The organism is Pseudomonas sp. GW822-FHT06D10 (assembly GCF_058799535.1).
In genome coordinates, this window is sequence record NZ_JBXALN010000005.1 from 184,672 (window position 1) to 205,991 (window position 21,320).

The following is a 21,320-nucleotide window of genomic DNA, read 5'->3' on the forward strand; positions in this document are numbered from 1 at the left end:
CCCGCGTTTCAGCGCAAGAACGGCACATCCCCAAGAATGGTCGCGCGCTGCATCACCCGGCGCTGTGGACGGTAGTCGTCCACCGCATAGTGCTGGGTCACGCGGTTGTCCCAGAAGGCAATGTCGTTCTCCTGCCAGCGCCAGCGAATGGTGAATTCCGGGCGGGTGGCGTGGGCGAACAGCAGTTGCAGGATGGCTGCGCTTTCGCTTTCCGACAGCTCGTTGATCCGGGTGGTGAAGCCGTCGTTGACGAACAGCGACTTGCGCCCGCTCACCGGGTGCGTGCGGATCACCGGGTGCGACAGCGGCGGGTTCTTGCGCCGGGTTTCTTCCCAGCGCGCCAGGTCCTCGGGGGTGTTGCCGAAGCGCTCCAGAGGGAAGGACTTGGTGAAGTCGTGGGTCGCGGTCAGGCCCAGCAGCAGATTCTTCATTGGCTCCGACAGCGCCTCGTAGGCGGCAATGCCGCTGGCCCACAGGGTATCGCCGCCGAACTCCGGCAGCAGCTTGGCGCTGAGCACCGCGCCCAGGGCCGGGGTCGGCAGAAAGGTTACGTCGGTGTGCCAGATGGCGTTGTCGCGCACGTCGGTCTCGGCGGTATCGAGGATCAATACCTCCGGCTGCTCCGGCACATTGGGGTAGATCGGGTGGATGTGCAGGTCGCCGAAGCAGGCGGCGAAACGCGCCTGCTGCTGCGGGGTGACCGGCTGGTTGCGAAAGAACAGCACCTGGTGCTTGAGCAGCGCCTGCTCGATGGCGTCACGATGTTCGATGCTCAAGGGCTGGCTGATATCGATGCCGCCGATCTGGGCGCCGAGGGCGGAGCTTAGAGGAGTGATGGTCAGGCTCATGGTCGTTCTCTTGTACGGCGCCGGACGTCGGCGTGGTCGGATTCGGTTTATCTGCATCAATCTTGAAATCGCTGGCATGCACGGCTCTTGTAGCCGCTGCCGAGCCTTGGCGAGGCTGCGAACGGCTGCGCAGCAGACGCAAATCCTTGCAGCGCGGTCGTCCTGGTCGATCGCTGCGAGCGCTGCGCGCTCGGTCGCAGCCTCGCGGGGGCTCGGCAGCGGCTACAGACAACCGGGGCAATCGACGCAAGGCAGGCGCCAGTCAGTGGCTCTGGCCATGCCAGGGCACCAGCTTGCGCTGCAGGGCGCGCAGGCCCATTTCCATGGCGAAGGCGATCAGGGCAATCACCAGGATCCCCAGCACCACCACATCGGTGACCAGGAATTGCGCGGCGGACTGCACCATGAAACCCAGGCCGCTGGTGGCGGCAATCAGCTCTGCCGCCACCAGGGTCGACCAGCCCACGCCCAGGCCGATGCGCACGCCGGTGAGGATGTCCGGCAAGGCGCTGGGCAGGATCACATGGCGAATCAGCTGGGCCCGGGTAGCCCCCAGGGACTGGGCGGCGCGCAGCTTCGCCGGGTCCACGGTGCGCACGCCGGTGGCGGTGGCGATGGCGATCGGGGCGAAGATCGCAAGGTAGATCAGCAGCACCTTGGACAGCTCGCCAATGCCGCACCAGATGACGATCAGCGGCAGGTAGGCCAGGGGCGGAATCGGCCGGTAGAACTCGATCAAAGGGTCGAGCACGCCACGGGCGATGCGGTTGGCGCCGATGGCGATGCCCACCGGAATCGCCGTCAGCACGGCAAAGCCCAGGGCCAGGCCGATGCGTTGCAGGCTCGCCGCCAGGTGCTGCCATAGGGTGGAATCCATGTAGCCGCTGGTGACCAGCAACCAGCCCTTTTGCAGCACCGCAGAAGGGGGCGGCAGGAACAGCGGCTCGATCAGGCCGGTGGCGGTGACGGCCCACCACAAGGCCAGCAGGACCACCAGGGTCAGCACGCTGATCCAGCGGGTGCTCAGGCTGCGGCGCGCGATTTGTGGCGCTTTGGGGTTGGCCTCGCCGGTGGCGGTGGCGGGAATCTCGTAGCTGCTCATGGCCGCTCCTGCTGCTGGGTGGCGCTGCGCTGGGAGAACACCCGGGCCAGCACGTGTTCGCGGGTTTCGATGAACCGCGGGTCGGACTTGATCGCCCGCGCCGACTCGCCGGCGGCGTAGCGCTGGCCGAAGTCCAGGTTCAGGCGTTCGACGATCTGCCCCGGGTTGGGCGCCAGGAGAATCAGGTCGGTGGCCAGGAACACCGCTTCCTCGATGTCGTGGGTAATCAGGAACACCGGCTTGGCAGTGCGCCGCCAGACTTGCAGCAGCAGCTCCTGCATCTGCTCGCGAGTGAAGGCATCCAGGGCACCGAAGGGTTCGTCCATCAGCAGCACCCGCGGGTCGGCCGCCAGGGCGCGGGCCAGGCCTACACGCTGCTTCTGGCCACCGGAGAGCTGCCAGATGCGGCGCTTGTCGAAGCCGGCCAGGTCCACCAGGGCAAGCATTTCCCGAGCCCGGGCTTCGCGCTTGTCGCGGGCCACGCCGGCCAGCTCCAGGCCGAAGGCGACGTTGCCCAGCACGTCCTGCCAGGGCAGCAGGGCATCGTCCTGGAACACCACGCCGCGTTCGGCGCTGGGGCCCTGCACCGGTACGCCATCGAGCTGGATGCGCCCGGCGCTGGGTTCGACGAAGCCGGCAATAAGGTTCAGCAGCGAGGTCTTGCCGCTGCCGGAAGGGCCCAGGGCGACCAGCAGTTGCTGTGGCCCCAGGGTCAGGGAAATATCCGCCAGCACCGGTTCGGCGGCGCCGGGGTACTGTGCGCTGATGCGCTCCAGTTGTAGCAAGGCCATGACGGCTATCTCCTGTCCTGACGCGGGTTATTCAGGGATGAACTTGGCGCTGACGTAGGGGGCGTAGTCCGGCAGCACTGCCTCCACCTTGCCTTGCTCCTTGAGGAACGCGGCGGTGTCGGTGATGGCCTTGGTGGTCGGCGCACCGAGGCTGACCACCTGGTCGGCGGCCAGCGGGTAGACGTTGCCCTGCAGCAGCGGGATATCGCTGGCCTTGGCCCCGGAGAGTTTCACCAGCTTGTCGACGTTGCCCTGGTTGGCCAGCCAGGCTTGCGGGTCCTTGCGGTACTGGGCGTAGGCATCCAGGGTCACCTTGGCGAAGGCCGTGACGATTTCCGGATGCTTCTCGGCAAAATCCTTGCGCACGATCCAGGCATCGAAGGTCGGCGCGCCGAACTTGGCCAGTTCACCGGAGGTGATCAGCACCTTGCCGTTTTCCTTGGCCACGCCCAGGGCCGGGTCCCAGACGTAGGTGGCATCGATATCGCCGCGCTTCCAGGCGGCGATGATCGCCGGTGGCGCGAGGTTGAGGATCTGCACTTTCGAGGGGTCGATGTTCCAGTGCTTCAGGGCTGCCAGCAGGCTGTAGTGGCCGGTGGAAACGAAGGGCACGGCGACTTTCTTGCCGACCAGATCCTGAGGGCTGTTGATCCCGGAACCGTCCCGGGCCACCAGGGCTTCGGCGGCGCCGATCTGGGTGGCGATGAGGAAGGTCTGCACCGGCACCTTGCGGGTGATGGCGGCGGTCAGCGGGCTGGAGCCCAGGTAGCCGATCTGCACATCGCCGGAAGCGATGGCGGCGATGACGTCGGCGCCGTTATCGAATTTGCGCCAGTTGATCTTGGCCTGGGTGGCTTTTTCATAGCTGCCGTCGGCCTGGGCCACTTTGGCCGGGTCGACGGTGGTCTGGTAGGCGACGGTGACGTCGGCCGCCTGGGCGAAGAAACTCGCTGCGGCCAGGGACGCGGCCGCCAGGAGGCGAAGGGGGAAATGCAGTTTCATGGGAGGCTCCTCATAGGCGGCCGGTGATCGGCGTGGGAGGAGACTAAATGATCTAAGAATGCAGAAATAAATAACTTATTTGCATTAGCTTATGAGGGGAATAGGCAGCGTGTTGTTCGCCGGCCAGCCGGCTCCTACGGGAGGGGTGTAGGAGCCGGCCGGCCGGCGAAGCGTCAGTTGCTGATGGCCAGGATGCTGGCCTGGTAGGCACCGACGAACACGTCGAAATCACCCACCTCGTTCTGTTCAAGCTCGGTCTGCTGTTCCAGGGATTTGCGCGCCGCTTCTTCGAACGCGGCTTGCTCTTCCTTGCTCAGGGCCTGGCTGCGGAAGTACTCGGCATGGGCCTGGCTCTGGCGCAGGGAGAACTGGGTGAAGCTCTCCTTGTGCTCGCTCATGGCCGCCAGCACCTGGGCCGAAGGGGTCAGGGACGAATCCTTGACCTTGGCCAATTGGGCGTCCAGGGCCTTGCTGTGCACGTCGCTGCCATGGCTCTGGTCGAGCAGGGCGGCCAGAGGGGCGATCTGCTCCAGCAGTTGGGCGGCCCACTCCTTCATTTCCACCGGCTGGCCCTGGCGTTGCAGCTGCAGGCCCGGGCGCCGGCCTTCCTTGACCACGGCGAGGAAGTTCGAGGTGGCATTGCCGCACTCGTTGTTCTCGAACAGCGGGCTGTCGTTGAGTGCGCAATACAGCAGGAAGGCGTCGAGGAAGCGGGCTTCCTGGATGTCGATGCCCAGTGGCAGGAACGGGTTGATGTCCAGGCAGCGTACTTCGACGTACTGGATACCCCGGGCCATCAGCGCCTGGATCGGCCGCTCGCCGGTGTAGGTCACGCGCTTGGGGCGGATGTTGGAGTAGTACTCGTTTTCGATCTGCAGGATGTTGGTGTTCAGTTGCACCCATTCGCCATCCTTGTGGGTGCCGACTTCCACATAGGGCGCGTAGGGCGTGGCCACGGCCTTGCGCAGGCTGTCGGTGTAGCTGTTCAGGTCGTTGTAGCAAGGGGTCAGGCCGGCCTGGGCCTTGCTCTGGTAGCCCAGGTCGCTCATGCGCAGGCTGGTGGCGTAGGGCAGGTACAGGGTCTCGGCGTCCAACTGTTCCAGCTGGTGCGAGCGGCCGCGCAGGAAACCCGCGTCCAGGGCCGGCGAGGCACCGAACAGGTACATCAGCAGCCAGCTGTAGCGACGGAAATTGCGGATCAGCGCGATATAGGCCGAGGACTGGTAGTCACGGTCGGTGCCGACAAAGCCCTCGGCCTGCTTGAGCAGCGGCCATAGCTGTTCCGGCAGGGAAAAGTTGTAGTGGATCCCGGCAATGCACTGCATGGTCTTGCCGTAGCGCAGGGCCAGGCCCTTGCGGTACACGTACTTGAGCTGACCGATGTTGGAGGTGCCGTAGTAGGCGATGGGGATATCTTCCTCGGCCGGCAACGGGCACGGCATCGATGGACTCCACAGGTACTCGTTGCCGAGCTTGCTGTAGGCGAAGCGATGAATCTTGTCGAGGCTGGCCAGGGTGTCCGCCGGGTCCTTGAGGGCCGGGGTGATGAACTCCAGCAGCGACTCGGAGTAGTCCGTGGTGATCTGTTCGTTGGTCAGCGCGGAACCCAGTTCTTCCGGGTGCGGGGTCTGTGCCAGGCGGCCTTCGCCGGTGACACGCAGGCATTCACGTTCGATACCGTGCAGGCACTGCTCGAGCAGAGAGAGGTTAGCGCGCTCGCCGAGCAGAGCCAGGCGGCGGTTGAGAAGTTCGCTCAAGTTGGATTCCTTCACGCGTCAGTCGCCCCAATATGGGGGTGGGCAGGACGGTCTACAAGGGTGAAGTTAAAACTGGCGTTTTCGCCTGGTTTTTGAGTCAAGCCGACTCGCCTGAAAACGCCAATCCTTCATCCCTGAATCTGGCTTTAGCGCGGGCAGAAAACTCCGACGCCGCTTTTGCAGCGCCGAAATTAACCCAAATACATGACAGGGAGCTATAGGACCGCGAAGGTGCCTTGTGCTTTTGCGACCAGTTTGTCGCCCTGGATCACATCCGCTTCCACCACCAGGGTGCGGCGGCCGGGGTGGATCACCTTGGCCCGGCACAGCACCTCGCCCTCGGCCACGGCGCGGATGTAGTTGATCTTGCACTCGATGGTGGCGCTCTGCTGGTCGAAGCCGTGGGTGCTGGAGCAGGCCAGCCCCATGGCAATGTCCACCAGGCTGAAGATCGCCCCGCCGTGCAGCTTCTGCCCGCGATTGCGCAGTTGCGGGGTCAGCTCCAGGGCGACGTCCGCTTCGCCGGTTTCCAGGCGTTGCAGACGGCAGCCGAGCAATTGGCTGAAGGCGCTTTCGGTCAGGCCGGCAGGGATCTGCATCAGCGTTTCTTCAACTGCTTGGCGTTGGCGAACAGCGAGGCCATGGCGTTGTTGCTCGGGGCGGGCGCGGCGCTCTCCTTGCGCGGTGCATTGCTCTGGGAGGAGCGTGGCGCCGAGCCGGGGCGGGAGCCACGGGCACCGTCGATCTTCTCGCCCGGGGTGTCGCCCATGCGCATCGACAGGCCGACGCGTTTGCGCGGGATATCGACTTCCATGACCTTCACTTTCACCACGTCACCGGCCTTCACCGCTTCGCGTGGGTCCTTGATGAACTTCTCCGACAGCGCCGAAATGTGCACCAGGCCGTCCTGGTGCACGCCGATGTCGACGAAGGCCCCGAAATTGGTGACGTTGGTCACCACGCCTTCGAGGATCATCCCCAGTTGCAGGTCCTTGAGGTCTTCGACACCGTCCTGGAACTCGGCGGTCTTGAACTCGGGGCGCGGGTCGCGGCCGGGCTTGTCCAGTTCCTGGAGGATGTCGGTGACGGTGGGCAGGCCGAAGGTTTCGTCGGTGAACTTTTTCGGGTCCAGGCGCTTGAGGAAGCCGCTGTCGCCGATCAGCGAGCGGATGTCGCGGCCGGTGTCGGCAGCGATGCGTTGTACCAGCGGGTAGGCTTCCGGGTGCACTGCGGAAGCGTCCAGCGGGTTGTCGCCGTTCATCACACGCAGGAAGCCGGCGGCCTGTTCGAAGGTCTTTTCACCCAGGCGGGCGACTTTTTTCAGCGCGGCGCGGGTCTTGAAGGCACCGTGTTCGTCGCGGTGGCTGACGATGTTCTGCGCCAGGGTCGCGTTGAGGCCGGAGATCCGCGCCAGCAGGGCCACGGAGGCGGTGTTGACGTCGACGCCCACGGCGTTCACGCAGTCTTCCACCACCGCGTCCAGGCCACGGGCCAGTTTCAGTTGCGAGACATCGTGCTGGTACTGGCCGACACCGATGGACTTGGGATCGATCTTCACCAGCTCGGCCAGTGGATCCTGCAGGCGGCGGGCGATGGACACCGCGCCACGGATCGATACGTCCAGGTCCGGGAATTCCTTGGCCGCCAGCTCCGAGGCCGAGTACACCGATGCACCGGCTTCGGAGACCATGACCTTGGTCATCTTCATGGCCGGGTATTTCTTGATCAGCTCGGCCGCCAGCTTGTCGGTTTCCCGGCTGGCGGTGCCGTTGCCGATAGCGATCAGGTCCACCGAGTGCTTGGCGCACAGGGCAGCCAGAATGCCCAGGGTCTGGTCCCACTTGTTGTGCGGCACATGGGGGTAGACGGTGGCGTGGTCCAGCAGCTTGCCGGTGGCATCCACCACCGCCACCTTGCAGCCGGTGCGCAGGCCCGGGTCCAGGCCCAGGGTGGCGCGCGGGCCGGCCGGAGCGGCCAGCAGCAGGTCGTGCAGGTTGTGGGCGAAGACGTTGATCGCCTCGGTTTCCGCGCCATCGCGCAGCTCGCCCAGCAGGTCGGTTTCCAGGTGGGTGTAGAGCTTGACCTTCCAGGTCCAGCGCACCACTTCGCCGAGCCATTTGTCGGCCGGGCGGTTCTGGTTCTGGATGCCGAATTGCTGGCCGATCATGCCTTCGCACGGGTGCATGGTGCCCGGCAGCTCGTCACCGACTTTCAGCGCGGAGCTGAGAATGCCTTCGTTGCGGCCACGGAAAATTGCCAGGGCGCGGTGCGACGGCATGCTTTTGAGTGGTTCATCGTGTTCGAAGTAGTCGCGGAACTTGGCGCCTTCCTCTTCCTTGCCGGCGATCACGCGGGCGCTGATGGTCGCTTCCTGCTTGAGGAAATTGCGCAGCTTTTCCAGCAGGCTGGCGTCTTCGGCGAAGCGCTCCATCAGGATGTACTTGGCGCCTTCCAGGGCGGCCTTGACGTCGGCCACGCCTTTTTCGGCGTCGACGAAGCGTGCGGCTTCGGTTTCCGGAGCCAGGTTCGGGTCGTTGAACAGGCCGTCGGCCAGTTCGCCGAGGCCGGCTTCCAGGGCGATCTGGCCTTTGGTGCGGCGCTTCTGCTTATAAGGCAGGTAAAGGTCTTCGAGGCGGGTCTTGGTGTCGGCCAGCTTGATGTCGCGCGCCAGCTCCGGGGTCAGCTTGCCTTGCTCTTCGATGCTGGCCAGGATGCTGATCCGCCGTTCGTCGAGTTCTCGCAGGTAGCGCAGGCGCTCTTCCAGATGGCGCAGCTGGGTGTCATCGAGGCTGCCGGTGACTTCTTTCCGGTAGCGGGCGATGAAGGGCACGGTGGAGCCTTCATCCAATAGAGCGACGGCCGCTTCGACCTGTTGTGGGCGTACGCCGAGTTCCTCGGCAATGCGGCTGTTGATGCTGTCCATAAAACCACCTGACAAATTGTGAAAGCAGGCCCGCGGGCACGAAAATAAGGCCCGGCGAGTCTGGTTGAGCGGCCTGGCACGCGCCGCCACCTGGATCAAAAGGCTGCCTGTTGACCCGTGAAATCGAAAAAATACTGCCGGCCCGGGTAAAAAAATAAACCGGCCGCAGGCGTACTGATCAGATATTGCCCAACACAAAAGGCGGCGCATTATACCCAGCGTTAGCCGTTGCGGGGTGATCGCCAGCCTCAGGCCGACAGCGGGTTTGCTGGCGATAGAGGAAAAATCTGCTAACAATGCACTCGGTGCGTATAACGGCAGCTACGCCATAATGCGCACCGAGATTAGAGGAGCATCCAATGAGCAGCACTGTACAAACTGCTGAAGGCGAAAAAATTCTTATTGTTGACGACGACCCGGGGCTGAGCAGCCTGCTGGAGCGTTTCTTCGTCAGCAAGGGCTACCGTGCCCGCGCAGTACCGAACACCGAGCAAATGGACCGCCTGCTGGGTCGCGAAGTGTTCAACCTGGTGGTACTCGACCTGATGCTGCCCGGCGAAGACGGCTTGACCGCATGCCGCCGCCTGCGCAGCGCGAACAACCAGATTCCGATCATCATGCTCACCGCCAAGGGCGACGAGCTGAGCCGCATCAAGGGCCTGGAACTGGGCGCCGACGATTACCTGGCCAAGCCGTTCAACCCCGACGAGCTGATGGCGCGGGTCAAGGCCGTATTGCGTCGCCAGTCCGCCCCGGTGCCGGGTGCGCCGGGCAGCGAAGACGAAAGCGTGACCTTCGGCGACTACGAGTTGTCCCTGGCCACCCGCGAGCTCAAGCGCGGCAATGAAGTGCACATGCTCACCACCGGTGAATTCGCGGTGCTCAAGGCGCTGGTGATGAACGCCCGCCAGCCGCTGACCCGGGACAAGTTGATGAACCTGGCCCGTGGTCGTGAATGGGACGCCCTGGAGCGCTCCATTGACGTGCAGATCTCCCGCCTGCGTCGGATGATCGAGCCCGATCCTTCCAAGCCGCGCTACATCCAGACCGTCTGGGGCGTGGGTTATGTCTTTGTGCCGGATGGCACCGCGACCAAGTGATCATTGATTTGTAGGAGCCAACGCCCGGGCCGGTAACGACCCGGGCGTTCGCATTCCGCAACGGTGCGAGCGCGAGTCGCTCCTGCAAAGTGTGTAGTGGCTGTTATGAAAACCCCGCTGTGGTTCCCCCAGAGTTTCTTCTCCCGCACCCTGTGGCTGGTGCTGATCGTGGTGCTGTTTTCCAAGGCATTGACCCTGGTTTATCTGTTGATGAACGAGGACGTGCTGGTGGACCGGCAGTACAGCCACGGCGTGGCCCTGACCCTGCGCGCCTACTGGGCCGCCGATGAATCCAACCGTGACCAGATCGCCGAGGCTGCCGGCCTGATCAAGGTGGTGGGCAGCGGCGTACCGGCCGGCGAGCAGCATTGGCCCTACAGCGAGATCTACCAGCGGCAGATGCAGGCCGAACTGGGCGCCGACACCGAAGTGCGCCTGCGCATGCATGCGCCGCCGGCGCTCTGGGTGCGGGCGCCGAGCCTGGGGGACGGCTGGCTCAAGGTGCCGCTGTACCCCCATCCGCTGCGGGGGCAGAAGATCTGGAGCGTGCTGGGCTGGTTCCTGGCCATTGGCCTCTTGTCCACCGCCTCGGCCTGGATCTTCGTCAGCCAGCTCAACCAGCCCCTCAAGCGCCTGGTGTATGCCGCCCGGCAACTGGGCCAGGGACGCAGCGTGCGCCTGCCCATCAGCGATACGCCCAGCGAAATGACCGAGGTCTACCGCGCGTTCAACCAGATGGCCGAGGACGTGGAACAGGCAGGGCGAGAACGGGAGTTGATGCTGGCCGGGGTGTCCCACGACCTGCGCACGCCGTTGACCCGGCTGCGCCTGTCCCTGGAATTGATGGGCGATCACACTGACCTGACCGACGACATGGTGCGGGATATCGAGGACATGGACGCCATTCTCGACCAGTTCCTGGCCTTCATTCGCGATGGGCGCGACGAGTCGGTGGAAGAGGTGGACCTGGGCGATCTGGTGCAGGAAGTGGCGGCGCCCTACAACCAGAACGAAGAACGGGTGCACCTGCGCCTGGAGCCGATCCAGCCGTTCCCGTTGCGCCGGGTGTCGATGAAGCGCCTGCTCAACAACCTGATCGGTAACGCCCTGAATCATGCGGGTACGGAAGTGGAAGTGGCGGCCTATGTGTCCGGTGACACCAATGCGCCCTATGTGGTGCTCAGCGTGATGGACCGTGGCGCGGGGATCGATCCTTCGGAACTGGAAGCGATCTTCAACCCCTTCACCCGTGGCGACCGTGCCCGCGGCGGCAAGGGCACCGGGCTGGGGCTGGCCATCGTCAAGCGGATTGCCGCCATGCATGGTGGCAATGTCGAACTGCGCAACCGCCCCGATGGCGGCCTGGAAGCGCGGGTGCGCCTGCCGCTGGGCTTGCTGCTGCCCCGTGATGCGGATTGATCGGGGCTTCGCTCCTGCAGGCAGCACATAGCCCGTAGGAGCTGGCTTGCCAGCGCAAGGCCGGCAACGCGATCCCTAGCCCTAGCCCTTGCCCTTGGTCCGAGTCATGTTCGGCCCGCCGTTCTTCTCGATGTGCTCGATGATGATTCCCGCCACGTTCTTGCCAGTGGTGGTCTCGATGCCTTCCAGGCCCGGCGAGGAATTGACTTCCATCACCAGCGGCCCGTGATTGGAACGCAGGATATCCACCCCTGCCACGCTCAGGCCCATGACCTTGGCCGCCCGCAGCGCGGTCATGCGTTCTTCCGGGGTGATCTTGATCAGGCTGGCGCTGCCGCCGCGATGCAGGTTGGAGCGAAACTCCCCCGGCTTGGCCTGGCGTTTCATTGCCGCGATCACCTTGTCCCCCACCACGAAGCAGCGAATGTCGGCGCCGCCGGCCTCCTTGATGTACTCCTGGACCATGATGTTCTGCTTCAGGCCCATGAAGGCCTCGATCACCGATTCCGCCGCCGTGGCGGTTTCACACAGCACCACGCCGATGCCCTGGGTGCCTTCCAGCACCTTGATCACCAATGGCGCGCCGTTGACCATCTCGATCAGGTCGGGAATGTCGTCCGGGGAATGGGCGAAGCCGGTCACCGGCAGGCCGATGCCACGCCGCGACAGCAACTGCAGCGAGCGCAGCTTGTCCCGGGAGCGGGCGATGGCCACCGATTCGTTGAGGGGGAACACCCCCATCATTTCGAACTGGCGCAGCACCGCGCAGCCATAGAAGGTCACCGAGGCACCGATCCGCGGGATCACCGCATCGAAGCCTTCCAGGGGCTTGCCGCGGTAGTGGATCTGCGGCTTGTGACTGGCGATGTTCATGTAGGCCCGCAGGGTATCGACCACTACCATTTCATGGCCACGCTCGGTGCCGGCCTCGACCAGACGACGAGTGGAATACAGACGCGGGTTACGCGACAGCACAGCGATCTTCATGCAACACCTGTGGCAGAGGTAGTGGATACCGGGAACACCGGTTTGTCTTGTACGTACTTGATGCCCGGATTGACCACCAGTTGGCCGTCGATCAGAGCCTTGGAACCCAGCAGCAGGCGATAGCGCATGGCCTTGCGGCAGGCGAGGGTGAACTCCACCCGCCACACCCGATCGCCCAGGGCCAGGGTGGTGCTGATCACGTAGCGCACCTGGGCCTGGCCGTTGGAGCTTTTAATGGTTTTCATCGCCACCAGCGGTGCTTCGCAGCGCCGGTGACGCAACTGCACCACACTGCCCAGGTGGGCATTGAAGCGCACCCACTGCTCACCGTCGCGCTCGAAGGGCTCGATCTCGGTGGCATGCAGGCTGGAGGTGCTGGCCCCGGTGTCGATCTTGGCGCGCAGGCCGGCCACTCCCAGATCCGGGAGCGCCACCCACTCGCGCAGACCGACAACGGTCAAATGGTCAAAAGTCTTCAATAAGGAAAATCCGCAATTAGCTGTTCCAGGCCGCGGCCGGAACCTCGGCCAGGGCTTTGAATGCAGGTTTGGCGAACCAGTAGCCCTGCATCAGATAAATTCCACAGTCGCTGAGAAAGTCCCGTTCACCGGCGCTTTCAATACCTTCGGCGATGACTGTAACCCCCAACTCCGCACACATTGTGACAATCGCGCGGATGATCGCCTGGCGTACGCGATCCTGGTCCACATCGCGTACCAGCGCCATGTCGAGCTTGATCAGGTCGGGTTGGAAATCCGCCAGCAGGTTCAGCCCCGAGTACCCCGAGCCGAAGTCGTCGATGGCGGTCTTGAAGCCGAATTCGCGGTATTCACGCAGAATATTGGTCAAATGGCGATAGTTATCTACGTGCTGGCTTTCCAGGGTTTCGAAAATCAGCCGGTCCAGGGGAAAACGCTGGGCCCGGGCCGCCTCCAGGGTGCTGCGGATGCACAGTTCCGGCCGGTACACGGCGTTGGGCATGAAGTTGATCGACAGGTGGCTTTGCATCCCCAACTGGGCGGCGAGGGTGATTGCCTGGGTCCGGCAGCGCTGGTCGAAACGGTAGCGATTGCTGTCATTGACCTGGCCCAGCACCGTTCCCGCCCCTTCGCCATTGACCCCGCGCACCAGGGCTTCATGGGCGAAGACCGAGTGGTCCCGCAGATCGACTATGGGCTGGTAGGCGAAGGAAAAATCGAAGCCCAGTGGCTGGCTTTGCTGGCAACCTTCGCAACGGTTGCCGGGCGAGGTCAGGGAAGTGGGGAAGTCAGTCACGGGGACTCCTCGCGTATCAGGGCGCAACCTGGGTTATTTTAGGTGAGCGACAGGGTTTATGAGAGCCCGCTTGCAGGCGGTAAAGTTGCGACATTTTTCAGCGAGGGGAATTCCAGTGGCGCACAAGCAGGAAGAAGAGGACAAGGTTCGTCTGGATAAATGGCTGTGGGCAGCGCGCTTCTACAAGACTCGTGCCCTGGCCAAGACAGCGATTGAAAGCGGCAAGGTGCATCACCGGGGCGAGCGCTGCAAACCGGGCAAGGAGCCGCGGGTAGGCGATGAATACCAGATTCGCGCCGGTTTCGACGAACGTACCGTGGTGGTCCAGGCCCTTTCCATCGTCCGCCGTGGCGCTCCTGAAGCACAGGCTCTGTACGCGGAAACCGAGGCCAGCATCGCCAAGCGCGAAGCCGCTGCGGCCCAGCGCAAGGCTGGTGCCCTAGGAGTGAGCACCGACGGTAAACCGAGCAAGAAACAGCGCCGGGACCTGTTCAAGTTCCACGGCAGCAACCACGAATGAAACCGTAGGAGCCGGCAAGCCGGCTCCTACGGGGCTGCTTAGCGCAGCAGGCTGCTGGCGCGCACCACGCTCATGCGCGAGAGCACGGGCATCCGGCTCAACAGGTTGAACAGCGGATGGGTCAGGCGCAGCAGGAAGTTCGACATCCGCGCCGCGTACGGGGTGTAGTAGCCCCAGCCCAGGGCCAGCACCGCCAGCAGCACACCGCCGATGTAGTCGTCCTGGCCCCAGTGGGCGCCTGCCACCAGGCGCGGCATCATGAACAGCAGGGTCAGGCCCCAGACGATCAGGAACTGGCCGATGCTGCGGCTGAAGATTCCCATGAACAGGCCCCAGATCAGCAGCACCGAAGCGTGGTCGCCCGGGAAGCTCTGGCTGGAGCGGTCCTTGAGTTCCCAGGTCTTTTCCCAGCCCGGGAAGTAGTCGCTCATGTGCACGGCGCCTTCCAGCACCATGGACGGGCTGTTGTGCTGCCAGTTCATGACGGCCACCAGCTTGGAAAACAGCGCGCGAATCACCACCATCAGAATCAGGATCGATAGAAAGCCGAAGAAGGCCCGGCGCACGTCCACCGCCTTGAACACCCAGTCACCGCGAATCAGCAGGCCGAGCATGATCAGCCCCACCACGATATCGAACGGCCGCAGGCTGGCCACGGCCCAGATATGCAGCCAGGTCGAGTTGCTTGCCAGAGGGGCGTTGAGGTGGTGGAACAGCCATTCGTCGAAGACCGTGCAGAGCGCCTGCCCGGTGGGCCACAACCAGAAACCCAGCAGGGCCAAAGGGAGTAAATTGCACAGAACCAGCTTGCCGAGGTTCCACCTTGCTTGGAACAAACCCGGATTGTTCATAAAATATCTCCAATCACCGCAAAACTGCACCCTCATGGTGCAAAGCCGCAATTTTCGGTGCTTGTCACCTTTTTGTCATCATTCAGATACCCAGACCTATGACTGATTTGCCGGATACCGACTTCACTCAACGCTTCATCTTCGATGAGAGCGACACCCGCGGCGAGCTGGTGGCGCTGGAGCGCAGTTACGCGGAAGTCCTCGCCAAACACCCCTATCCCGAGCCGGTTGCACAGCTGCTTGGCGAACTGATGGCGGCGGCATCGTTGCTGGTCGGCACCCTGAAATTCGATGGCTTGCTGATTCTCCAGGCCCGCTCCGAAGGCCCGGTGCCGCTGCTGATGATCGAGTGCTCCAGCGAGCGCGAGATCCGTGGCCTGGCCCGTTACGACGCGGAGCAGATCGCCCCTGATGCCACCCTCGCCGACCTGATGCCCAACGGCGTCCTGGCCCTGACCGTGGACCCGACCAATGGCCAGCGCTACCAGGGCATCGTCGACCTGGACGGCACCAACCTGGCGGAATGCTTCACCAACTACTTCGTCATGTCGCAACAGACCGGCACCCGTTTCTGGCTCTATGCCGACGGCCGCAGCGCCCGTGGCCTGCTTCTGCAACAACTGCCTGCCGACCGCCTGCGTGATCAGGAAGAGCGTGACGCCAGCTGGCAGCACCTCACTGCTCTGGCCAGCACCCTGACCGCCGATGAGCTGCTGAGCCTGGACAACGAAACCGTGCTCCACCGCCTGTACCACGAAGAAGCCGTGCGCCTGTTCGACGTGCAGCCGCTGCGTTTTCGCTGCAGTTGCTCGCGGGAACGCTCGGGCAATGCGCTGGTCAGCCTGGGTCTGGAAGATGCCCAGCAACTGGTGGTCGAACATGGCGGCAGCATCGAGATCGATTGCCAGTTCTGCAACGAACGCTACCTGTTCGATGCCGCTGATATCGCGCAATTGTTCGCGGGGGCGGGCGTGGACACGCCGTCAGATACTCGTCACTAAAACGATTCAGCGCAGGTAAATCACCTGGCAAACGCCGGAATTACGCCGTGCTGACGGGAGGGCCCTACTATTTTGGGGCTTTTCTGGCATAATCCGGCGCACTTTTTTCGCGGTAGTAGTGCGCGAGTTTCTACTACAAAACGTTTGGAGCACTCGGCCAATGGCCGACGGGGAACCTCATGACGCAAGCCAATAACGCCGTGTACACCGATCTGAGTGTGGATGATCTGGTCAAAGAAGCCCTGAACCGCGGTGAGGGCGAGCTTGCCGATACCGGCGCTCTGGTGGTTCGCACCGGTCATCGTACCGGCCGTTCGCCAGTGGATCGTTTCATCGTAGAAGAGCCCAGCACCCAGGACGCTATCGCCTGGGGCCCGATCAACCGCAAGTTCCCGGCGGCCAAGTTCGACGCCCTGTGGGACCGCGTTGAAGCCTACCTGGGCGAGCGCGAGCGTTTTGTTTCCCATGTGCATGTAGGTTCCGATCCGGCGCACTACCTGCCGGTGAAAATGACCACCGAGACCGCCTGGCACAACCTGTTCGGCCGCTGCCTGTTCATCAACCCCGAGCAGTACAACGCCGGTGGCAAGGATGAGTGGCAGATCCTCAACGCGCCGAACTTCGTCTGCGAGCCAGAGCGCGACGGCACCAACTCCGATGGCACCGTGATCCTCAACTTCGCGGCCAAGAAAGTGCTGATCGCCGGCATGCGCTACGCCGGTGAAATGAAGAAAGCCCTGTTCTCCGTGCAGAACTTCCTGCTGCCGGCTGCCGACGTACTGCCGATGCACTGCGCCGCCAACATGGGCGAAGAAGGCGACGTGACCCTGTTCTTCGGTCTGTCGGGCACCGGCAAGACCACCCTGTCTGCCGACGAAAGCCGTTACCTGATCGGTGACGACGAACACGGTTGGGGCGTGGGCGTGGTGTTCAACATCGAAGGCGGTTGCTATGCCAAGTGCATCGACCTGTCGGAAAAGAACGAGCCGGTGATCTGGAAAGCCATCCAGCACGGTGCCGTTCTGGAAAACGTGGTGATCGACCCGGTCACCAAGAAAGCCGACTACGCCGACGACAGCCTGACCCAGAACAGCCGCGCCGCCTACCCGCGCGAGCTGATCGAAAAACGCGCACCGAAGAACCTCGGTGGCGAGCCTAACGCCGTGATCTTCCTGACCTGCGACCTGACCGGCGTACTGCCACCGGTGTCGATCCTCAGCGAAGAACAAGCCGCCTACCACTTCCTGTCCGGCTACACCGCTCTGGTGGGCTCGACTGAAATGGGTTCGGGCTCGGGCATCAAGTCGACCTTCTCCACCTGCTTCGGCGCACCGTTCTTCCCGCGTCCGGCGGGCGAATACGCCGAGCTGCTGATCAAGCGCATCCGCGGTTTCGGCTCCAAGGTCTACCTGGTCAACACCGGCTGGACCGGCGGTGGCTACGGCGTGGGCAAACGCTTCAACATCCCCACCACCCGTGGCGTGATTGCAGCGATCCAGAGCGGCGCGCTGATCGGTGCCGAGACCGAGCACCTGGACATCGTCAACCTGGACGTGCCAAAAGCCGTACCGGGCGTCGAGACCGGCCTGCTCAACCCACGCAACACCTGGGCTGACAAAGCCGCCTACGACGAAGCCGCCAAGGCCCTGGCCGGCCTGTTCATCGAGAACTTCAAGAAGTTCGACGTGAGCGACGCGATCAAGGCAGCCGGTCCAAAGCTTTAAGCCTCGACCTGCAATGAAAAAGCCGCCCCTCGGGGCGGCTTTTTTGTGCGCAGCTGTAGCCGCTGGCGCAGGCTGCGATGGGATGCGCGGCATCCCCTGGGCCAGCCAGACACCCTCACGTCTTCAAGTGCAACACCAGCGCCCCCAGCAACACCAGCACCACGCCCGTCACTTGCACCGCCGTCAGTCGCTCCTTGAAGAACACATAGCCCAGCACCGCGGCGATGCCGCCGGACAGGGTGCTGATCACCGTCACCACCGACACCGAGCCGCTCATGGCACCCCAGGAAAAGGCAAAGAAGGCGCCCAGGTTCATCAGGCTGGTGGAGGCCAGCAGGCCGCAGTTCTTCAGTGGCGGAATCTTCAGCCCGTCCGCGACTTTCAGCACCATCAGCAGCATCACGCCGCTGCCCACCGCGTAACCCAGCCAGAGCATGCTGATCGGCCCCAGTTGCGGCAGGGTGTAGCGGCCCTGCAGCCAGAAGCTGGTGCCATAGAGGAAGGCCGAGAGCAGGGCGAAGAAGATCGAGCGGCCGGCGGCGGTGCTGTGGGGCAGCTTGGAGTCCGAGTGCAGGCTGGAGAGGATCACGCCGATAACGCACAACAGAATGCACATGAGTTGCAGCAGGCTGATCTGCTCGCCACTGGCCCAGGACAGCAAGGTGGTGACCACACCGTAGGAGGTCACCAATGGGGCGACGATGGAGGCTTTGCCCAGGGCGAAGGCCTTGCCCAGGGCCAGGGCGCCGGAGACGGTGAAGGCCGCGGCGAGCACGCCCATCAGCCAGACCTCCAGGGGCGCGGCCATGGCCTTGAGCAGGAAGGCGGGAAAGATCGCCAGCAGCAGGCTCATCAGGGTGAACCCCAGGCTCTGGCTGAAGAACACCGCACGTTTCACGCCCACGGCGCGCACGTTGAGCCCCACGAGAAAATCGGTGCCGCCCCAGAGCAGGGCGGCGAGCAAGCCCATCAGTACGTCCACGGCATTTCCTTATGTACTGCCGTGGACCTTAGAGGCCTTCCAGCTCCTGAGTATCCCAGCGTTGCTCCTTGAGCGCCCGGTACAGCATGCCGATAGTCAGCGGGAGCTTGTCTCCCCGACCCTTGGCGCGCCGTTTGAGGGACACATCGTAGCCTTCGGGCTGGAAGTAGCGATAGCTGTCGAAATCGACAAAATCGATATCGAACTGTTCTTCCAGAGCGTTGAGTAAATGCCGGGCGTCGGCGCCGTCGCAACCCAGGTCGAAATTGATCGCGGTGTTCAGGCGAAGAGTCTTGCGCTCGGGCAGGCCTATTTCCTCATGCAGCAGTTGCATGAGCTGGCGCATGATGGCGTCGTCGGGAAAGCCGGGGGCCAGTTGCATGGTCGGGGTTCACTTGCGGTTTCCAGGAGCTGCAGTGTAAGGCGAGTTGGGGTTTGGCTTGCAAGTGCTCGGAGGTCGGGACGGGGGGCGTTGCTCCGGGTAGGCAAGACTGCCGTTTTGCGCTGTATTTACGGCTCCAGGCCGAGCATTGGCGGGCAAAACTGTGTATGGTTCGCCGCTGATGGGTGGGGCGGGACAGAGGTCCGGCCATCGTTATCTACAGGGATCTTGTTATGGCTTTTTTCCGCCTGGCGGCGTTGCTTTGGCTAGGGATGCTGATGAGTCCGGTGCAGGCTCAGTCGTTGTCGCTCCAGGTGCTGGATGCGGTGGTCAAGGACGCGGTGCTGGCCGATGCCGAAGTGCAGTTGGGGCAGGCTTCCGGGCGGACCGATGCCCAGGGGCGAGTGACGCTGGAGGCCGCCGATTCGCCGGGCAGTGAACTGCTGATCCGCAAGCTCGGTTATACCGACCTGCGGGCCAAGTGCCCGTGCCAGGGGCTGAGCTACGCCATGAGCCCGGTGCTCAAGGATCCGCAAAGCCTGCGCGTGGTGTTGAGCTGGAGTGCACCGGGGGAAGACCTGGATGCGCATTTGAGCTATCCCCACCGGTTGCTGTATTACGCCACCGGCACCGGGCCGGGGGCGCGGATGAATGTGGATAGCACCGACAGCCGCGGGCCGGAGACCCTCACCATCGAACAGCCTGTGCCGGGCGATGCCTACGTGTATGCCGTGCACGACTTTACCAACGGCAATAACCCCGAATCCTTGCGCCTGGGCCGCAGCCAGGCGCAGGTCTTTGTCTATAAGGGCCCGACGCTGATGCGCAGCTACCGGGTGCCACAGAACCGCCAGGGCAACCTCTGGGTAGTGTTTCGCCTGACGGCCAATGGCCAACTGCAGGACATCGATCGGGTGCTGCAAGGCAACGAGGAAGTGGAGTCGCGGATGAGCAACCTCGATCCGCTGCTACTGGCCAATGGCAAGCCCATCGATGAAGTGCTGGCCAGGGACGAGGGGCCGGTGGATGCCAAGAGCCTCAACCAGAAAGGCGAGGCTTCCTACCGCAAGGGCGACTTCGGCAGTGCGGGTATCTACTATCGCGAAGCCATCGAGCTGGATCCAGGCTTTGCCCAGGCCTACAGCAACCTTGCGCTGTCCAACCGCAAGAACAGCCGCCCCGACGAGGCCGTGGCCGCCGATCGCCAGGCAATCGCCCTGGCCAGTGGCCCATCGGCGCCCACCATACGCGCCAGCGCCTACTACGACATGGGGCGCATCTACGAAGATGCCGGGCAATTGGTCACGGCGCTGGAGCACTACCGCAAGGCCCGGGAGCAGAAGGCCAACCCGGTGTACGACAAGGCGATAGAGCGGTTGCAGAACCGCTGATCACACAGGCAGAAGTTATCTCCACAACGCGCCGGCAGTGGCGCGTTGTGCATTTATGGAGGTTGGTATGCGAATTCGTGTTTTCCCCTGGTTGCTGGCGCTGTGTCTGACCACAGGGGTGGCCCAGGCGGCCGGGCCGCTGGTGTTCGCCACCATCGACCGCAGTGGCTGGCCGAATCCGCTGACCAGAGCCGCAGATTTCGATACCGCCTCGCGGGCCGAGATTCTGATGTTCAGCAAAGCCCTGCTGGCCACCGAGGCCTTGGATGACACGGCCCTCAAGCAGCGGCTTGGAGTGCGGCAGCTTGACCGCAAGTCGGTGGATCGACTGCGCCAGCGTTTTTGGGACCAATTGCTGGGCAACTACCGGCAGGCCAGCCAGGACTGCGACGGCCAGCCTTTCTGTCTGCAGGTACGCAACCTTGGGGAGCTGCGGCAACTGGCGGCCAGTTTCACCGGCGCCAGCAAGGCGGCCTACGGCGCCTGGGGTGAGGCCAGTGGGCAGTTTCATCAGCAGTACCTCAATGAACAGCTGCGCCTGGCCGCCTTGTTTCCCGCCGTCAGCAGTGAGATCCAGCGCATGGACCCGACAGAGCGCCTGGGCGACGAACTGGCAGACCGGCAGTTTCTGCTGACCTTCGATGACGGGCCGAGCCTGAGCGACGGGCCTACGGATCAGTTGGTCGAGGTGCTGCGGGCCTACGATCTGCATAGCCTTTTCTTTGTCCTGGGGGACTCGTTTCAGGCGCGCCTGAGCCCGTCTTCGGCAGGGAAAATGCGCGAGTTGTACGACGGCCAGTGTGTGGGCGTACATGGCTGGGAGCACAAGTCCCACTCCTCCTGGAGCGAATGGCAAAGCTCGGTGATTCGCAGCGCCAACTTGGCCAACCGCACGTTGACCGATGAGTACCTGCCGCTGTTCCGGCCGCCCTACGGGCAGCGTCGCAGTGACAGCGCCGGGTTCTTCAAGGCCCAGGGGGTGCAGGTGATGCTGTGGAACATCGACTCCCAGGACTGGAGCAAGAAGGTCGGCGCCGAGGCGGCCGCGCAGCGGGTGCAGACACTGATGCTGCTCTGGCGCCGGGGCATCATTCTGTTCCATGACACCCATGCCAAGGCCGCCCAGGCGGTGCCGGCCTTGCTCAAGGCCAATCAGCACAACGGCGTGCAGTGGCTGGATTGCCGGACCTTGCGCTAGCGGTGGCCTCCTTTAGCGGCAAGCCGGCTCCTGCGCTGGGGCTGGCTTGCCGATGAAGCTTCTTGTG

At 63.6% G+C, this 21,320-nt stretch carries 20 protein-coding genes; 7 read left to right on the forward strand and 13 right to left on the reverse strand.

The window, feature by feature from the left end; translation table 11 throughout:
• Window positions 1-8 precede the first annotated feature (8 nt).
• The 7 genes from tauD to AC1RL5_RS18190 form a co-directional block, all read right to left on the reverse strand.
• Window positions 9-848: a taurine dioxygenase gene (tauD, locus tag AC1RL5_RS18160; RefSeq protein ID WP_072452143.1), complete on the reverse strand. Its 840-nt coding sequence runs from the start codon at window positions 846-848 to the stop codon at window positions 9-11.
• Window positions 849-1,110: 262 nt separating this feature from the next.
• A complete protein-coding gene (gene tauC / locus AC1RL5_RS18165; RefSeq protein WP_492589485.1) occupies window positions 1,111-1,950 on the reverse strand; it encodes a taurine ABC transporter permease TauC in 840 nt (279 codons plus the stop codon).
• Complete coding sequence (gene tauB / locus AC1RL5_RS18170) at window positions 1,947-2,741, reverse strand: taurine ABC transporter ATP-binding subunit (protein ID WP_011058651.1); 795 nt, start codon at window positions 2,739-2,741, stop codon at window positions 1,947-1,949. The genes tauC and tauB overlap by 4 nt, the downstream gene beginning before the upstream one ends.
• Before the next feature lie 27 nt (window positions 2,742-2,768).
• A complete protein-coding gene (tauA, locus tag AC1RL5_RS18175) occupies window positions 2,769-3,743 on the reverse strand; it encodes a taurine ABC transporter substrate-binding protein (protein WP_492589487.1) in 975 nt (324 codons plus the stop codon).
• Window positions 3,744-3,916: 173 nt separating this feature from the next.
• Window positions 3,917-5,500: a glutamate--cysteine ligase gene (gene gshA, locus AC1RL5_RS18180; protein WP_026020196.1), complete on the reverse strand. Its 1,584-nt coding sequence runs from the start codon at window positions 5,498-5,500 to the stop codon at window positions 3,917-3,919.
• Window positions 5,501-5,715: 215 nt separating this feature from the next.
• Window positions 5,716-6,099, reverse strand: a complete 384-nt coding sequence (locus AC1RL5_RS18185; RefSeq protein ID WP_011058654.1) for a PaaI family thioesterase — start codon at window positions 6,097-6,099, stop codon at window positions 5,716-5,718.
• Entirely contained in the window at window positions 6,099-8,423 is a 2,325-nt protein-coding gene (locus tag AC1RL5_RS18190; RefSeq protein WP_207239915.1) for a Tex family protein, read from the reverse strand. The genes AC1RL5_RS18185 and AC1RL5_RS18190 overlap by 1 nt, the downstream gene beginning before the upstream one ends.
• A gap of 359 nt (window positions 8,424-8,782) precedes the next feature.
• On the opposite strand from AC1RL5_RS18190, the gene ompR reads away from it, so the two are divergent.
• Both ompR and AC1RL5_RS18200 read left to right on the forward strand, forming a co-directional pair.
• Entirely contained in the window at window positions 8,783-9,523 is a 741-nt protein-coding gene (gene ompR, locus AC1RL5_RS18195; protein WP_011058656.1) for an osmolarity response regulator transcription factor OmpR, read from the forward strand.
• A gap of 105 nt (window positions 9,524-9,628) precedes the next feature.
• On the forward strand, window positions 9,629-10,942 hold the full coding sequence (locus AC1RL5_RS18200) for an ATP-binding protein (protein ID WP_011058657.1): 1,314 nt from the start codon (window positions 9,629-9,631) through the stop codon (window positions 10,940-10,942).
• Between the two features lie 81 nt (window positions 10,943-11,023).
• On the opposite strand, the gene rimK is transcribed toward AC1RL5_RS18200, so the two are convergent.
• From rimK to rimA, 3 genes are read right to left on the reverse strand one after another with little or no spacing between them, the layout of a single operon-like run.
• Complete coding sequence (rimK, locus tag AC1RL5_RS18205; protein ID WP_007931744.1) at window positions 11,024-11,929, reverse strand: 30S ribosomal protein S6--L-glutamate ligase; 906 nt, start codon at window positions 11,927-11,929, stop codon at window positions 11,024-11,026.
• Window positions 11,926-12,408 (reverse strand): retropepsin-like aspartic endopeptidase RimB, encoded by a 483-nt coding sequence (gene rimB / locus AC1RL5_RS18210; protein WP_007931742.1) that lies wholly within the window; start codon window positions 12,406-12,408, stop codon window positions 11,926-11,928. Before rimB ends, rimK begins: the two co-directional genes overlap by 4 nt.
• Window positions 12,409-12,424: 16 nt before the next feature.
• Window positions 12,425-13,204 (reverse strand): S6 modification regulatory phosphodiesterase RimA, encoded by a 780-nt coding sequence (gene rimA / locus AC1RL5_RS18215; RefSeq protein ID WP_011058658.1) that lies wholly within the window; start codon window positions 13,202-13,204, stop codon window positions 12,425-12,427.
• A gap of 115 nt (window positions 13,205-13,319) precedes the next feature.
• Between rimA and AC1RL5_RS18220 the strand changes: the two genes are divergently transcribed.
• Entirely contained in the window at window positions 13,320-13,724 is a 405-nt protein-coding gene (locus AC1RL5_RS18220; protein ID WP_011058659.1) for an RNA-binding S4 domain-containing protein, read from the forward strand.
• A gap of 38 nt (window positions 13,725-13,762) precedes the next feature.
• On the opposite strand, the gene AC1RL5_RS18225 is transcribed toward AC1RL5_RS18220, so the two are convergent.
• Window positions 13,763-14,575 (reverse strand): phosphatase PAP2 family protein, encoded by an 813-nt coding sequence (locus AC1RL5_RS18225; protein ID WP_011058660.1) that lies wholly within the window; start codon window positions 14,573-14,575, stop codon window positions 13,763-13,765.
• Window positions 14,576-14,673: 98 nt separating this feature from the next.
• Between AC1RL5_RS18225 and hslO the strand changes: the two genes are divergently transcribed.
• Both hslO and AC1RL5_RS18235 read left to right on the forward strand, forming a co-directional pair.
• Window positions 14,674-15,576, forward strand: coding sequence for an Hsp33 family molecular chaperone HslO (hslO, locus tag AC1RL5_RS18230; RefSeq protein ID WP_011058661.1), 903 nt, complete (start codon window positions 14,674-14,676; stop codon window positions 15,574-15,576).
• A gap of 179 nt (window positions 15,577-15,755) precedes the next feature.
• Window positions 15,756-17,300 (forward strand): phosphoenolpyruvate carboxykinase, encoded by a 1,545-nt coding sequence (locus AC1RL5_RS18235; protein ID WP_011058662.1) that lies wholly within the window; start codon window positions 15,756-15,758, stop codon window positions 17,298-17,300.
• A gap of 115 nt (window positions 17,301-17,415) precedes the next feature.
• Here the strand turns inward: AC1RL5_RS18235 and AC1RL5_RS18240 are convergent, their stop codons facing one another.
• Entirely contained in the window at window positions 17,416-18,270 is an 855-nt protein-coding gene (locus tag AC1RL5_RS18240) for an EamA family transporter (RefSeq protein ID WP_176876777.1), read from the reverse strand.
• 40 nt (window positions 18,271-18,310) lie between these two features.
• The gene (locus tag AC1RL5_RS18245; protein WP_072452140.1) at window positions 18,311-18,664 is read right to left on the reverse strand and encodes a DUF1493 family protein; all 354 of its coding nucleotides are present in this window, start codon (window positions 18,662-18,664) and stop codon (window positions 18,311-18,313) included.
• Window positions 18,665-18,897: 233 nt separating this feature from the next.
• Here AC1RL5_RS18245 and AC1RL5_RS18250 point away from each other — a divergent pair, with 233 nt between their 5' ends.
• Together AC1RL5_RS18250 and AC1RL5_RS18255 are read left to right on the forward strand one after the other, a co-directional pair.
• Window positions 18,898-20,055, forward strand: a complete 1,158-nt coding sequence (locus AC1RL5_RS18250; protein WP_093407248.1) for a YfaP family protein — start codon at window positions 18,898-18,900, stop codon at window positions 20,053-20,055.
• A 67-nt stretch (window positions 20,056-20,122) separates the two neighbouring features.
• A complete protein-coding gene (locus tag AC1RL5_RS18255) occupies window positions 20,123-21,253 on the forward strand; it encodes a polysaccharide deacetylase family protein (protein ID WP_492589488.1) in 1,131 nt (376 codons plus the stop codon).
• Window positions 21,254-21,320 lie beyond the last annotated feature (67 nt).